This is a genomic window from Paenibacillus gallinarum (assembly GCF_014836635.1).
GTDB classification, from domain to species: Bacteria; Bacillota; Bacilli; order Paenibacillales; family Paenibacillaceae; genus Paenibacillus; species Paenibacillus gallinarum.
Genome location: NZ_JACSQL010000018.1, coordinates 1 through 14,968 on the forward strand (window position 1 = coordinate 1; position 14,968 = coordinate 14,968).

Annotated in this window: 13 protein-coding genes; 12 read left to right on the forward strand and 1 reads right to left on the reverse strand. The window is 41.9% G+C overall.

The genetic code is table 11. The annotated features are described in order from the left end of the window. The first annotated feature begins 268 nt into the window (after positions 1-268). The 8 genes from H9647_RS23000 (at position 269) to pssA (ending at position 10,074) form a co-directional block, all read left to right on the forward strand. Entirely contained in the window at positions 269-1,444 is a 1,176-nt protein-coding gene (locus tag H9647_RS23000; protein WP_191804462.1) for a GNAT family N-acetyltransferase, read from the forward strand. 408 nt (positions 1,445-1,852) lie between these two features. Continuing rightward, positions 1,853-2,314, forward strand: a complete 462-nt coding sequence (locus tag H9647_RS23005) for a CtsR family transcriptional regulator (protein ID WP_160036576.1) — start codon at positions 1,853-1,855, stop codon at positions 2,312-2,314. A 52-nt stretch (positions 2,315-2,366) separates the two neighbouring features. Next, positions 2,367-2,888: a UvrB/UvrC motif-containing protein gene (locus H9647_RS23010; protein ID WP_191804464.1), complete on the forward strand. Its 522-nt coding sequence runs from the start codon at positions 2,367-2,369 to the stop codon at positions 2,886-2,888. 29 nt (positions 2,889-2,917) lie between these two features. Then, positions 2,918-3,979, forward strand: coding sequence for a protein arginine kinase (locus tag H9647_RS23015; RefSeq protein WP_191804466.1), 1,062 nt, complete (start codon positions 2,918-2,920; stop codon positions 3,977-3,979). Between the two features lie 196 nt (positions 3,980-4,175). Further along, positions 4,176-6,620, forward strand: a complete 2,445-nt coding sequence (gene clpC, locus H9647_RS23020) for an ATP-dependent protease ATP-binding subunit ClpC (RefSeq protein ID WP_191804468.1) — start codon at positions 4,176-4,178, stop codon at positions 6,618-6,620. Between the two features lie 204 nt (positions 6,621-6,824). Continuing rightward, the gene (gene radA, locus H9647_RS23025; RefSeq protein WP_191804470.1) at positions 6,825-8,192 is read left to right on the forward strand and encodes a DNA repair protein RadA; all 1,368 of its coding nucleotides are present in this window, start codon (positions 6,825-6,827) and stop codon (positions 8,190-8,192) included. A 14-nt stretch (positions 8,193-8,206) separates the two neighbouring features. After that, entirely contained in the window at positions 8,207-9,283 is a 1,077-nt protein-coding gene (gene disA, locus H9647_RS23030; protein WP_191804472.1) for a DNA integrity scanning diadenylate cyclase DisA, read from the forward strand. 65 nt (positions 9,284-9,348) lie between these two features. Then, the gene (gene pssA / locus H9647_RS23035; RefSeq protein ID WP_191804474.1) at positions 9,349-10,074 is read left to right on the forward strand and encodes a CDP-diacylglycerol--serine O-phosphatidyltransferase; all 726 of its coding nucleotides are present in this window, start codon (positions 9,349-9,351) and stop codon (positions 10,072-10,074) included. Positions 10,075-10,216: 142 nt separating this feature from the next. On the opposite strand, the gene H9647_RS23040 is transcribed toward pssA, so the two are convergent. Then, a complete protein-coding gene (locus tag H9647_RS23040) occupies positions 10,217-10,612 on the reverse strand; it encodes a nucleoside triphosphate pyrophosphohydrolase family protein (RefSeq protein ID WP_191804476.1) in 396 nt (131 codons plus the stop codon). 192 nt (positions 10,613-10,804) lie between these two features. Here H9647_RS23040 and H9647_RS23045 point away from each other — a divergent pair, with 192 nt between their 5' ends. From H9647_RS23045 to gltX, 4 genes are all read left to right on the forward strand, one after another. Continuing rightward, entirely contained in the window at positions 10,805-11,893 is a 1,089-nt protein-coding gene (locus H9647_RS23045; protein ID WP_191804478.1) for a PIN/TRAM domain-containing protein, read from the forward strand. A 73-nt stretch (positions 11,894-11,966) separates the two neighbouring features. Next, a complete protein-coding gene (gene ispD / locus H9647_RS23050; protein ID WP_191804480.1) occupies positions 11,967-12,662 on the forward strand; it encodes a 2-C-methyl-D-erythritol 4-phosphate cytidylyltransferase in 696 nt (231 codons plus the stop codon). Continuing rightward, a complete protein-coding gene (ispF, locus tag H9647_RS23055; RefSeq protein WP_191804482.1) occupies positions 12,659-13,147 on the forward strand; it encodes a 2-C-methyl-D-erythritol 2,4-cyclodiphosphate synthase in 489 nt (162 codons plus the stop codon). The genes ispD and ispF overlap by 4 nt, the downstream gene beginning before the upstream one ends. A 24-nt stretch (positions 13,148-13,171) precedes the next feature. Beyond that, positions 13,172-14,626 carry a glutamate--tRNA ligase gene (gene gltX / locus H9647_RS23060; protein ID WP_191804484.1) on the forward strand — a complete coding sequence of 485 codons (1,455 nt, stop codon included), beginning with the start codon at positions 13,172-13,174 and terminating at the stop codon, positions 14,624-14,626. The last annotated feature ends 342 nt before the right edge of the window (positions 14,627-14,968 follow it).

Genomic DNA, 14,968 nt, shown 5'->3' on the forward strand with positions numbered 1-14,968 from the left:
GCCCTCCAGCGCCGATGGTACTTGGACCGCAGGGTCCTGGGAGAGTAGGACGTCGCCAAGCAATAGATAAAGACACTACCATTTGGTAGTGTCTTTTTTGTTATCTGGATTTATTTATTAAATACTTACATTTTAATATATCCTTTTAATGTGGCCATTCCTTGACCGATGGGTATCATGATTGACTTTTAAAAGGAGCTCTGAGACACTCAGACTAAGGTATATCTATGAAATTATAGGATATAAATCCATTAAAAGAGGTGAGCCCATGGAAATCAGACAATTAAAAGCAGAGGAATACGAGCAAAGTGTTAGCTTATCAGAATATGCCTTTCAATATACATTAACACCGGAACAAAAAGAAGAAAGGAAAGAGCGATTTAAACCCGAGCAATTTTGGGGTGTTTTTGAAGAGGAGCGATTACAAGCAAAATTAACGATTCTTCCGCTTAAAGTATACTTGCAAGGAAAAGTAGTGCCTATGGGTGGAATTGCAGGCGTGGCAACCTGGCCAGAGAATCGCCGTAAAGGACATGTCTCTCAGTTACTAGGGCAAGCACTCAAGGCGATGAAGGAGCAAGGACAGAGCTTATCCTTTCTACATCCGTTTTCGATTCCATTCTATCGTAAGTATGGCTGGGAGCTATATGCAGAATATAAAAATTACATTATTTCCTCAGAACAGTTTCCTCCTAAAATAGAGTACCCAGGTAAGGTAGTAAGGGATATTAAGGATATTTCTATTCTAAATAAATTGTACCAGTCTTTTGCAAGCTGCTATCAGGGCACTCTTGTTCGAGATGAAGAATGGTGGAAGTATTCCGTCCTGGATCATACCAAACATAGTGCTGTCTATTATTCTCATGATGGAGATCCACAAGGCTATGTGTTATATGAACTAAAAGATAAAATGCTTGTTTGTCATGAATTTGTTTATTTGAATGAAGAAGCGCGGGGAGCACTATGGACTTTTTTCTCGAATCACGACTCTCGTATTGAGCAAGTGAAGTTAACCATGGTTCCATGTGATGATGATCTGCCTTATATGCTTCCAGATCCGCGGGTGATCCAAGAAACGATTCCTTATTTCATGGCACGTATTGTTGATATAGAGTCTTTTATACAACAGTATACATTTGAAGCTGGCAATAGTTCAGAATTAACAATTCAAGTTGAAGATAAGGCGGCTCCATGGAATGCAGGGTTGTGGAAGATTTCCATTAATGAACAAGGTCAAGCGAAGGTAATAAAGACAATGGGAGAAAAAGAAGAGGTCCAACCAGATTTAATAGCAGATATTCAAGATTGGACTGCTCTTTTTCTGGGATATAAGCGTCCGGAGCAATTATTTCATATACAGAAGCTAAAAGGGCAATCGCAAAAAGGAAAAGAACTTGAAAACCTCATTCCCAAAGCACAAACCTTATTAATGGACTTTTTCTAATAAATATAAGAACTGCTCTTCTGCATTCCGTCAGGAGAGTTTTTTTGTTAGAGGGAATAATTTATGTAAATAAGTGAAAAATGAGAAGGGAATCTTACTTGAGATTTCTGTACAGTATGTTATAATGGATACAAAGTCAAAGAAAGTCAAAGTCAACAAAGATCAGAATTTAAATTGTTGGTTAAACTAATATTATTATGTAGTAAGTTAATTTAGGCTCATTTATAAATAACACACAGAATGGATATTTAGACGTTTTAAGTGGTTGTTTATAAAAGAGAGCATTCATTTAAGCCAAAGAGGTTCGCCTGCTAAGTAAGATGGGTAATTTATTGGAGCTACCTACCTGGATAAATTCGAATGAATGCATGTGATTAGCTTACCGGTTTTATACAGTGGGGGATGAGAATGCGTAATATTTCTGATATTATCGAACAATATCTGAAAAATATTTTGCAGGATAGCTCTGATGGAATGATTGAAATTCAGAGAAATGATCTAGCAGATAAATTCTCCTGTGTGCCATCCCAGATTAATTATGTAATTAGTACTCGTTTTACTCTTGAAAAAGGTTACCTTGTTGAGAGTAAGCGCGGTGGTGGTGGATATATACGGATACAGCGAGTAGAGCTCCCTGCACACTCTGTGCTCGGAGGACATTTCCATCAGCACATTGGGGATGAAATCAACCAGGCTTCTGCCGAAGGTCTTATCTACCAGTTAGAAGAAGCTAAATTTCTTAACAGCCGGGAGGCTGCTTTAATCAAAGCAGCGATGTCTAGAGAAGTATTATTCATAAAGCTTCCCTATCGTGATCAAATCCGTGCTCGTATGTTAAAGGCAATGTTAATTTCGCTCCTCGGTAAGTAGTATGAAAGTCATTGTATCTATCCGATAAGAGCGAATAAAGGAGGTATGCGGTATGCTTTGTCAAGAATGTAATGAACGTCCGGCTACTCTTCATTTTACGAAGATTGTGAATGGCGAAAAGACGGAATTCCATATTTGTGAAAGCTGCGCAAGAGAAAAGGGAGATCATCTATCCGGTATCTCTAATGGGTTCTCGATCCATGGACTCCTTTCAGGCCTTATGGATTTTGAATCTGGGAAATATAAAACAGCTGGGGCACCTGCACCCGAGACACTTCAGTGTAAGGAATGCGGAATGACGATACAGCAGTTTAGCAAGCTCAATCGATTTGGTTGCAGTTCATGCTATAAGTATTTTTCTAATCGTTTAGATCCTCTCTTAAAGCGCGTACATGGAAATACAACTCATGTGGGGAAAGTTCCTGTTCGTGCTGGAGGAAAGATTCACTTAAGACGAAGAGTGGATGAACTCAAAAAAGAACTTCAAGAACAAATTAACCTACAGGAATTCGAGTCTGCTGCTGAATTACGTGACCAGATTCGTGAACTGGAAAGAGAAATAGCGGAAGAGTAAAGTTTGGTAAAGAGCAGGAGGTATGCACTATGTCAGATATCCGGTTTACCGATAAACCACTTAGTGAATGGATGCGTAGTAGCGCAGCTGATTCAGAAATTGTCATTAGCAGCCGGGTAAGAGTGGCACGGAATGTGCAGAGTTTTCCATTTCCTATGTTGGCAACCGACCAGCAATCGAGAGCGGTACTCGATAAGGTAACGGAAGTCCTTCAATTTGATGATATTCATCAGTTTGGCAGTTTCCATGTCCTAAATCTGAATGAACTATCTGACCTTGACCAAGAAATACTAGTCGAAAAACATCTCATTAGTCCGAACTTGGCGAATGAATCAAGAAATGGCGCGGTTATTCTCAGTGAAGATGAATCCATTAGTATTATGGTGAACGAAGAGGATCATTTGCGCATTCAATGTTTATATCCTGGTTTTCAGGTTCAAGAAGCGTGGAAACGTGCTTCAGCCATTGATGATGTTTTTGAAGCCCATATCGATTATTCTTTCGATGATCGCAGAGGATACCTAACCAGCTGTCCAACCAATGTAGGGACCGGAGTTCGGGCTTCCGTAATGATGCATTTACCGGCTCTTGTGATGACGAAACAGATAGGCAGGGTACTCACTGCTGTATCCCAAGTAGGTCTTGCTGTAAGAGGAATTTACGGTGAGGGCAGTGAAGCGACAGGAAATCTGTTTCAAATATCGAATCAAATTACATTAGGACAAACTGAAGCTGAGATTATCGATAATTTATATAGTGTTGTTCTGCAGATTATTGGTCACGAGCGTAATGCTAGAGAAAGACTCATGACGGATTCTAAACTTCGTATTGCGGATCGAGTAATGAGATCATATGGTATTTTATCTCATGCTTACCTGATGGACTCGAAGGAAGCAGCTCAGCGTATATCTGATATTCGGCTTGGTATTGATTTGGATCTGATTAGGGAAAAAACGATTGTTGAAATGAATGAACTCAATGTTCTGATCCAACCAGGTTTTCTTCAGAAGAAATTTGGGAGAACGCTTGAATCAGGAGAAAGAGATATGTACCGTGCGCAGTTGATAAGGGAATTTTTCCATAAGGAATGAAGTAAGGCATAGGCTTAATGTACGCCCTTATTATGAACTAAGCTTTTATACGAAGTAATAACCCACACCTTACATTCTTGTCTGACAAGAACGAGAGCTATGGGATTTACCGGCATTATGTCGGCTGGGCAATCGTTAGAATAGCCTAGATATATATAAAGGAATTATTTTTTAAATTTATGGAGGTGCAAGGAATATGATGTTTGGAAGATTTACGGAACGAGCTCAAAAAGTTCTCGCTTTGGCTCAGGAAGAAGCAGTTCGTTTAGGTCATAATAACATCGGTACCGAACATATTTTGCTCGGCCTGATTCGTGAAGGTGAAGGTATTGCTGCAAAAGCTCTCATCGGCCTTGGCCTTGGTCTTGAAAAAATACAGGATGAGGTAGAAACACTCATTGGCCGTGGCCAAGAGCAACCTACCAATATTGCATATACGCCGCGTGCGAAAAAAGTAATTGAGCTTTCAATGGATGAGGCTCGTAAGCTAGGTCATACTTATGTGGGAACCGAACATATTTTGCTTGGATTAATTCGTGAAGGTGAAGGTGTAGCAGCACGTGTACTGAATAACCTGGGTATTAGCCTTAATAAGGCTCGTCAACAAGTCTTGCAGCTGCTAGGCAGCAGTGAAGCAGTATCCAGTCATAACGGAACACAAGCCAATGTAAGCACTCCTACACTGGATAGTTTGGCAAGGGATCTAACAGCTACTGCGAGAGAGAGCAATCTTGATCCGGTAATCGGCCGTAGTAAAGAGATAGAGCGTGTTATTCAAGTGCTTAGTCGACGCACAAAAAACAACCCGGTTCTGATTGGGGAACCAGGGGTTGGTAAAACGGCGATTGCAGAAGGCCTAGCTCAGAAGATTATTGCGAATGAAATACCTGAAACGTTGCGTGATAAACGTGTAATGACACTAGATATGGGTTCTGTTGTTGCTGGAACGAAATATCGTGGTGAGTTTGAGGATCGACTCAAGAAAATTATGGATGAGATTCGTCAGGCAGGAAATATTATTCTCTTTATTGATGAGTTGCATACCCTTATTGGTGCAGGTGGAGCAGAAGGAGCAATCGACGCTTCTAACATTTTAAAACCTGCTCTTGCTCGTGGAGAACTACAGTGTATTGGTGCAACTACGCTTGATGAGTATCGTAAATATATTGAAAAAGATGCTGCTCTTGAACGTCGTTTCCAGCCAATTACCGTTGATCAACCATCGGTTGAGGAAGCCATTCAAATTTTGTATGGACTTAGAGATCGTTATGAAGCCCATCACCGTGTAAAAATTACGGATGAGGCAATTGAACAAGCAGTAAAACTGTCTGACCGTTATATTACAGATCGATTCCTGCCAGATAAAGCGATTGACCTTATTGATGAAGCAGGTTCTAAAGTAAGACTGAATTCTTATACAGTACCGCCTAATCTCAAACAACTAGAAAATCGTCTTGATGATATCCGTAAAGAAAAAGATTCTGCGGTTCAAAGTCAAGAATTCGAGAAAGCAGCAGCGCTGCGTGATACAGAGCAGAAAATTCGTGAAGAACTGGACATAACCAAAAATCAGTGGAAAGAAAAACAAGGTCGTACTGATTCAGAAGTAACTCCAGAAGATATCGCTCAAGTGGTAGCAAGCTGGACGGGAATCCCTGTTAGCAAACTGAGACAAGAAGAAACAGACCGCTTGTTAAATATGGAGTCTATTCTTCATCAACGTGTTATCGGCCAGGACGAAGCGGTTGTAGCTGTCAGCCGTGCGATTCGCCGGGCACGTGCAGGTCTAAAAGATCCAAAACGTCCAATAGGCTCCTTTATCTTCCTCGGACCTACAGGGGTAGGTAAAACGGAACTTGCTCGTGCGCTTGCCGAAGCGATGTTTGGAGACGAAAATGCGGTAATTCGGATCGATATGTCCGAATATATGGAGAAACACTCTACTTCTCGATTGGTAGGAGCGCCTCCAGGATATGTAGGATATGAAGAAGGCGGTCAGTTGACTGAAAAAGTTCGCCGGAAACCGTATTCCGTAGTTCTCTTGGATGAGATCGAAAAAGCTCACCCAGAAGTATTCAACATCTTGCTTCAAGTTCTTGAAGACGGACGTTTGACTGACTCGAAAGGTCGCGTTGTAGACTTCCGGAATACCCTCATTATCCTGACATCTAATGTAGGTGCAGATGCAATCAGACGTAATTCTACTCTTGGATTTACTGCGGTTGCAGATGCGGGTGCGGAGTATGGTAACATGAAAGGAAAAGTGATGGAGGAACTCAAGAAGAGCTTCCGTCCTGAATTCCTAAACCGGATTGATGAACTTATTGTCTTCCATTCACTTGAAGAGAAACATATTGGAGAAATTGTTACTCTTATGGCTGAGGAACTTCGTAAACGTCTGCTTGAATATGAGGTGGATTTCGAGCTTACTGATAAGGCGAAAGCCTTCTTAGCGAAGGAAGGGTTCGATCCAGCCTATGGTGCAAGACCGCTTCGCCGTGCGATTCAGAAGCACATTGAAGATCGTCTATCTGAGGAACTTCTTACGGGTTCAATTACGAAAGGTGATTTCCTTCTCATTGATGAAGAAGATGGTGCACTCTCTGTTACGAAAAAGAGCAATGTGTCAACTAATTCTTAATTATTGATGGTAATGCCCCCTGATTACTCAGGGGGCATTTTTTATTTTTAGTGAAAAGAATGATTCCCTGTGATGTAAAGTTTGTGATTAAGCTTTACGTTAAAATGCATTCAATGTTAAACTTTTAATAAATCCTTTATTGGTAAATTCGGTATGCAAAATTTATACTTAAAGTTTAAGAAAAGTTAAATGAGGAGAAGTGAAGTGGCTAAAGTAAAAACGAAGTTTTACTGTGCAGAATGCGGTTATGAATCGCCGAAATGGTACGGTAAATGTCCAGGTTGCCAGTCATGGAATTCCATGGTTGAGGAAACCGAAAGTATTGTAAAGACACAGGGGAGGAATTCTTCCCTTTTTGATAGTAAAGAAAAACCGCTTCCCATCATAAATATAGAAAGTGACCAAGAGCCGCGTATTCTAACTGGCATTCAGGAACTGAATCGAGTTCTTGGCGGAGGAGTAGTACCAGGTTCGTTGATTCTTGTTGGTGGGGATCCGGGTATTGGTAAATCAACGCTCTTGCTCCAAACTTCTCATGCCATGACAGCTTCAGGGCTACGTGTCTTGTATATTTCGGGTGAGGAATCCGTCAGACAAACCAAACTGAGAGCCGATCGGCTTGAAGCATTGTCTCCAGATCTATATGTTCTTAGTGAAACCAATATGGAACGGATCGAAGAGGCAGTAAATCAGGTCGACCCTCATTTTCTGGTGATTGATTCGATTCAGACCGTATTCTTACCGGAAATAACAAGTGCTCCCGGAAGTGTTGCACAGGTACGAGAATGTACATCAAGGTTTATGCGGATCGCGAAAGGGTTAGGCATTGCAACGGTTCTGGTAGGGCATGTTACTAAAGAGGGTGCTATTGCAGGTCCTCGAATGCTGGAACATATGGTGGATTGTGTGCTTTACTTTGAAGGAGAGCGTCATCATACGTATCGTTTGCTTCGTGCGGTAAAGAACCGTTTTGGTTCGACGAATGAAATCGGGATTTTCGAGATGGGGGAATCGGGCCTAAGAGAAGTGGCTAATCCATCAGAAATGTTCTTATCTGAGCGACCGCTAGGAGTGGCAGGTTCCACCGTTGCAGCAAGTATGGAAGGAACGCGTCCCATGCTTGTTGAGCTTCAGGCACTGATCTCGGCTACACAATTCCCGTCACCTAGGCGAATGGCTACCGGCGTTGATTATAACCGTATGGCACTGATCATTGCAGTCCTTGAGAAGCGACAAGGAATGTTCCTCCAGAATCAAGATGCTTATCTAAATGTAGCTGGGGGAGTGAAACTGGATGAACCCGCAACCGATTTGGCCATGGCAGTAAGTATTGCCTCCAGTTTTCGCGATTTGCCAACCAAACCCTATGATGTCATATTTGGAGAAGTAGGCTTGACTGGAGAAGTGCGTGGCGTTTCAAGAGCGGAACAAAGAGCCAAAGAAGCGCAAAAACTTGGGTTTAAGCGGGTAATTATGCCAGAGAAGAGCTTAAAGGGGTGGAAGCATCCTGTTGGAATAGAACTGATCGGTATTAATACGGTCGGAGATGCACTAGCGGCTGCTTTAGATTAGGGGGCATTGAATAGATGAAAGAATCGAGCCAACTGGATAAAATGAATGAGTTGTTACGTTTGGTTGCACCGGGAACGCCTTTCCGCGAAGGGCTTGAAAATGTGCTTCGTGCAAAAACGGGTGCATTGATTGTTGTCGGTTACAGTCCAGAAGTCATGGAAGTAGTGGATGGTGGATTTTCGATTAATTGTGATTTTTCACCGAACTATTTATATGAACTTGCCAAGATGGATGGTGCTATTATTCTTAGCGAAGATTTGAAACGGATATTGTATGCAAATACACAGTTAATTCCCGATTCCTCCATTTCTTCATCCGAAACAGGTATTCGTCACCGTACGGCAGAACGTGTAGCGAAACAGACGGGAAAGCTGGTTGTTTCCATTTCGCAAAGACGGAATATCATCACTCTTTACCAAGGAACGCTGCGTTATGCATTGAAGGAAATTGGAGTTATTTTAACAAAAGCCAATCAGGCGATTCAAACTTTGGAGAAATATAAAGCAGTCTTAAACCAGTCACTCACAAATCTGAGTGCATCCGAGTTTGAAGAATTGGTTACGATTCCTGAAGTAATCAACGTAATACAGCGCGTGGAAATGGTGCTGAGAATCAAGATGGAAATTAAACGCTATATTAATGAACTGGGCAATGAAGGACGCCTCATTAACATGCAGATGGAAGAACTTGTTGCGAATACAGAAGAGGAAGCTTGGCTTTTGTATAAGGATTATGCCAAAGATAACAGTGATGAGAAGATCAAAGACATTATTAACGGCTTAAAACGATCTACAGATGATGAGTTGCTTGATACCCATCATATTGGCCGGCTTCTCGGATATGGTGCTGCTGCGGCTGCTTCTGAAGAATCAGTAGCTCCAAGAGGGTACCGAGTTTTAAGCAAAATTCCAAGATTGCCTAATGTCATTATTCATAATTTAGTTGAAGAATTTGAAAGATTACCACATGTAATTATGGCTACGATTGAGGAACTTGATGAAGTGGACGGTATTGGTGAAGTTCGTGCTCGAACGATCAAGGATGGCTTGAAGCGTCTGCAAGAGCAGATGTTTATTGATCGGCAAATGTAAAGTTGTAAAGTTGTTTAGCTTAGATTTAGAAGAAAATTGTACAGTTACACTTACGAGGTGACGTGATGATAACAAAATCAATTCCGAACTTGTTTACCTTAGGTAATCTATCTCTCGGAATGATTGCCATTCTGCTGGCATCCGAGGGTCGTTACAGTTTAGCAGCGATTATGGTTGTTGTAGCGATGCTGATGGATGGACTGGATGGTCGAATTGCTAGAGCTTTAAATGCTCAAAGTGATTTTGGCAAAGAGCTTGATTCCTTATCGGATATGATCTCTTTTGGGGCTGCACCGGCTTATATAATGTACAGCGTTTCATTTCAGGAGGCTCCTATCGCTCTCGCTTGGATTGTAACGTGTCTGTTCCCGATATGCGGGGCCTTGAGGCTGGCTCGCTTTAATGTACGGCCTGGGATTCCTGGGTACTTTACAGGGCTTCCTATTCCTGCTGCGGGCGGTGTACTTGCGACCTTGTCTTTATTCAGTAAAGATATTTCTGCACCATTCATGATGATTGCAACTTTGTTGCTTGCTTATTTGATGATTAGTTCGTTGAAATATCCTAACCTGAAAAAAGTGGGGCTTCCTAAAAAAGCAGTATGGATTGCTCCGCTCGTTGTTCTTTTTTCTATTGCACTTGCGGTACTATTCTCAGAGCAACTATCTATGTTTGTATTTATACCTCTTGTACTTTATGCCGTATATGGTATGACTCATAATATTGATCTTATTCTATCCCGAAATCGCAAGAAGAAAAAGAAAAGAGAAAGAGATGAAACTTCTCTCTAAGCTCAAATAGAAATCATTATAAATTATCATAAGAAAAAGCATTTACCCTTCCTGGTATGGAGAGGTAAATGCTTTTTTATTTTTTATATTCACTCTTTGAGTCGATTGATTGTCTGTGTATGACTAAAAGCTACTTGTGAGATCAGGAGAGGTTGAAGATACCCAGTGTAGAACACTTTTTCGCTTCATTTTCAAGCACCTCTTCTAACTGAATATTAAGTAGGTTGCATAGTGCTGACATGTAGAACAGATTACGTCCAAGTTCAGAGCTGATGACTTCTTTACACTGGTCACACAGATCACCATGTACATGTGTTTGTACCGAAGATTTGGCATCTTCTAGATCGCCATTATGAGCGTAAGATTGCTTGGTTGCATGCAGTTCAATACAACCACAGTCAGTAATGGCTTTGGAAACAGCCCGGTTAACAGAAGCATCCGCTTGTCCATTCTTGGACAAAACGTCAATTAGACTTCGGTGGCGGAGCAACAGTTCGGATACTTGGTTCTGAAATGTTTGCAAACTTGATGCGCTCATATTTTATTTTCACCTCGGGTTATCAGTTGAACTTATTATATGACAGTAGACAAACCATTTTCAACCATGATTTACAATATAGAGAAAATGACAATCGTACGATTAACGTGAAAAATACCTTCTGACCACGATTAGGACCTAAAAAATTGGTTCATACTGGATAAAGAAAAGCAATTAAGGAGGTGTAGGGACGTGTGGAGAAAGCTTGTTTTTATTTTTACGGGGCTTTGCGGAGCATGGTCTGGTTATGCGCTTTATTATTCAGTAGGACAAACGATCCCTTGGTTAAGTGAGGGAACAAGTACATTCAGAGTAGGTTTGGCATTAACACTGTTTATGTTAATTGGTGCTGTATTTTTTGTTCTGTTAAGTAGGATGCTTGGTTCACTTCTTGATTTACGGGTAGAAGAAGGAGTTTCCAAACTTGCACGGGTTCCGATGGGAGAACTTGCAGCAGGAGCACTGGGGCTAGGTATAGGTTTATTGTTCTCGTTACTTCTTTATCCCTCGCTTAACTGGCTTGGCAGACCAGGGGACTTACTTCAAGTGGCGCTTATGCTCATATTCGGTTATATGGGTCTTCGGGTTGGGCTTGCCAAAAAAGAAGATTTGGGTTCGTTCTGGACTTCAGGAAGATGGAATACAGGTACAGTGAATGAGGAAAGGCGCATTGAAGAACATAAAATCCTCGATACGAGTGTGATTATTGATGGCCGGATCGCTGATATATGTAAAACCGGGTTTATTGAAGGGACCATTGTAATCCCTGAATTTGTACTGGAAGAGTTACAGCATATTGCAGATTCCTCTGATCTTCTAAAAAGAAATCGCGGACGCCGAGGGCTCGATATTTTAAATAAAATCCAGAAAGAACTGGAGATTAAAGTCCTGATCTATGAGGGTGATTTTGAAGAAATCTCTGAGGTAGACAGCAAGCTTGTAAAATTAGCGAAAGTCCTGCAGGGAAAAGTAGTGACAAACGATTTTAACCTTAATAAAGTATGTGAACTACAGGGTGTTTCTGTCCTTAATATCAATGATCTTGCTAATGCAGTGAAGCCTGTTGTACTTCCTGGTGAGGAAATTATGGTTCAGATTATTAAAGATGGAAAAGAACACGGTCAAGGTGTAGCCTATTTAGATGATGGAACGATGATTGTCGTTGAAGGCGGACGCGAGTATATCGGTACAATGATGGAAGTCCTGGTGACGAGTGTACTACAAACTTCTGCAGGACGAATGATTTTTGCCAAGCCGAAACTGTTGGAAAAAGCGCAATAAAGCGTTATGATGGAGAGTAAGTGTCCATGTACTGGATACTGACAGATGACGGACAAGGCAGGGGTTAATGCACATGACGAAATCATGGGGGGCAGTCATTGTCGCAGCAGGAAGAGGCTCACGAATGAAGACAAGTGAGAGCAAACAGTTTCTGCTGCTGCAAGACAAGCCCATTTTTATACATACACTTGAAGTGTTTAACCGCATACCTATGATTAAGGATATCATTGTGGTAACTGGTGCGCCCGATGTAAAGCGGTGTGAAGAATGGATTAAGCAATCTGGACTTCATGACCATCGTACTTTCGTTGTTGCAGGAGGGAAGGAACGACAAGATTCGGTCTATGCGGGTCTTCAGAAGCTTGAGACGGATTATGTACTCATCCACGATGGCGTTCGTCCTTTTGTCCAGCCAGATCACATTGAGGCTTGCATGAAGGCGGCAGAACAATTTGGAGCTGCAGTGCTTGCTGTTCCTGTCAAAGATACAATTAAGCAGGTAAGTACAGATGGAATGATAACTGCGACCCCCGATCGGAGCAGTCTGTGGAGCATTCAAACCCCACAGGCTTTTCGTCTTTCGGATGTAATAGAGGCGCATAAACTGGCGATAGAATCAGGTTTTGCGGGAACAGATGATGCTATGCTGGTTGAACGTCTGGGAAGACAGGTTAAGATTGTAGAGGGCAGTTATACTAATATCAAGATTACAACACCGGAAGATCTAGATTATGCTGCATTTATGCAAAAAGGGGAGAGAGAACAATGATTCGAGTAGGACAAGGTTTTGATGTCCATCAGTTGGTGGAAGGCAGGCCATGTATTATCGGCGGTGTAACGATTCCTTATGAAAAAGGCTTAATTGGTCACTCTGATGCCGATGTATTACTGCATGCGATCAGCGATGCAATCCTCGGCGCACTAGGTTTGGGGGATATCGGCAAACATTTTCCTGATACGGATCCTGTATTTAAGGATGCTGACAGCTTGAAGCTGCTGGAGCGAGTATGGGAACTTGCAGAAGAGCGTGGTTATAAGCTTGGAAATATTGATTCTACTATTATTGCACAAAAGCCAAAAATGGCTCCTTATATTCCGCAAATGGCTGAGATTATCGCAAAGGCACTACATGCTGAGGTATCGCAAGTGAACGTAAAAGCAACGACAACAGAACAGTTAGGTTTTACAGGACGAGGAGAAGGAATCGCCGCGCAATCGGTTGTCTGCCTGATCCAACCTGTGCTATCATCTTGAGATAAACAATTCGGAGGGGATATTATGAGCACGGAAGTCCGCGTGCGTTACGCGCCAAGCCCGACAGGTCATTTACATATTGGGAATGCCAGAACGGCGCTTTTTAATTATTTGTATGCTAGAAACCAAGGTGGAAAATTTATCATTCGTATCGAAGATACCGATGTGAAACGGAACGTGGAGGGTGGAGAAGAAAGTCAGCTCAAATACCTGAAATGGCTCGGTATGGAATGGGATGAAAGTGTAGATGTACCGGGAGAATACGGTCCTTACCGTCAAACGGAACGTCTTGATATTTATCGTGAATATTGGCAGGAACTTATTGACCGTGGTCTTGCTTACTTCTGCTACTGTACGGAGGAAGAACTCGAGCAGGAGAGAGAAGAGCAAACAGCCCGCGGAGAAACTCCGCGCTACTCTGGTAAACACCGGAATTTAACGGAAGAACAGCGTAAGGCATTTGAAGCAGAAGGCCGTGTACCAAGCGTGCGTTTCCGTGTACCGGATGAAAAAGTTTATACTTTTGATGATATGGTAAAAGGAACGATCTCTTTTAATTCGAAAGAGTCCGGCGACTTTGTTATTGTCAAAAAAGATGGAATCCCTACGTATAACTTTGCAGTTGTAGTAGATGATTATTTAATGAAGATCACTCATGTTCTGCGTGGTGAAGATCATATCTCTAATACACCAAGACAGCTCATGATTTACGAAGCTCTTGGATGGGAACCTCCGATCTTTGGTCATATGACACTGATCGTGAATGAGAATCACAAAAAACTCAGTAAACGGGATGAGTCAATCATTCAATTTATTGAGCAGTACGATAAACTGGGATACTTGCCGGAAGCGATGTTTAACTTCATTTCCTTATTAGGCTGGTCTCCGGAAGGTGAAGAGGAGATTTACAGCAAAGATGAGCTGATTAAGATCTTTGATCCAAACCGTCTTTCGAAATCCCCGGCTGTATTTGATACAAACAAACTGGCTCATTTAAATAATACGTATATCAAAAATGCGGACACGGATCGGATTGCTAAACTTGCTATCCCTCATTTGCAAAAAGCAGAACTGTTGCCTGCTGAACTTAGTCCAGAACAAGAAAGCTGGGCCAAGGAATTGGTAGCTCTCTATCAAGAGCAAATGACGGCTGCCTCTGATATCGTGGAACTATCTGCCTTGTTCTTCAAAGAAGAAGTGGAATTTGAAGGTGACGCGGCTGCCATCCTGGAGGAGGAACAAGTTCCTGTTGTTCTTCGTGCTTTTGCTGATAAAGTAGCAGTAGAAGAAGATTTTTCAGCGCCCCGTATGGCTGCACTTATTAAAGAAGTTCAGAAAGAAACAGGCTTTAAAGGGAAACAACTCTTTATGCCAATTCGTGTGGCTCTAACGGGTCAGACGCATGGACGAGATTTGAATAAGACCATTTATTTGCTAGGCCGTGAAAAGGTAATTTCTCGTCTGAATGCACGACTGTAGAACAAGAGTAATAAAGTAATCAAACGAATGTTTCTTGTTCTTGTCAGCAGGGGTTCTTTTCGTTAAGATATAAGAAATAATAGTGTAACGATTATTCAATAGCTATGATCAGGAGAAGTAGGCGGTGTGGTTGTGAACCAGAGAAGATAACCAGGTAAGGCCTGAGGGCCTTCGAGGCTGGAAGTTATCTCACAATATGTCGATCGAAATGCGCCTGGGAGCTGCGCTTCCGAACCTGGCCCCTTGTAGCAATAAACAAGGCACGGCAGGTAGGTGGCGACGCGTCGTCCTCGTTATCGGACGTTCAAAGATAGTTATGCTCATTCTGAACATAACTAAGCA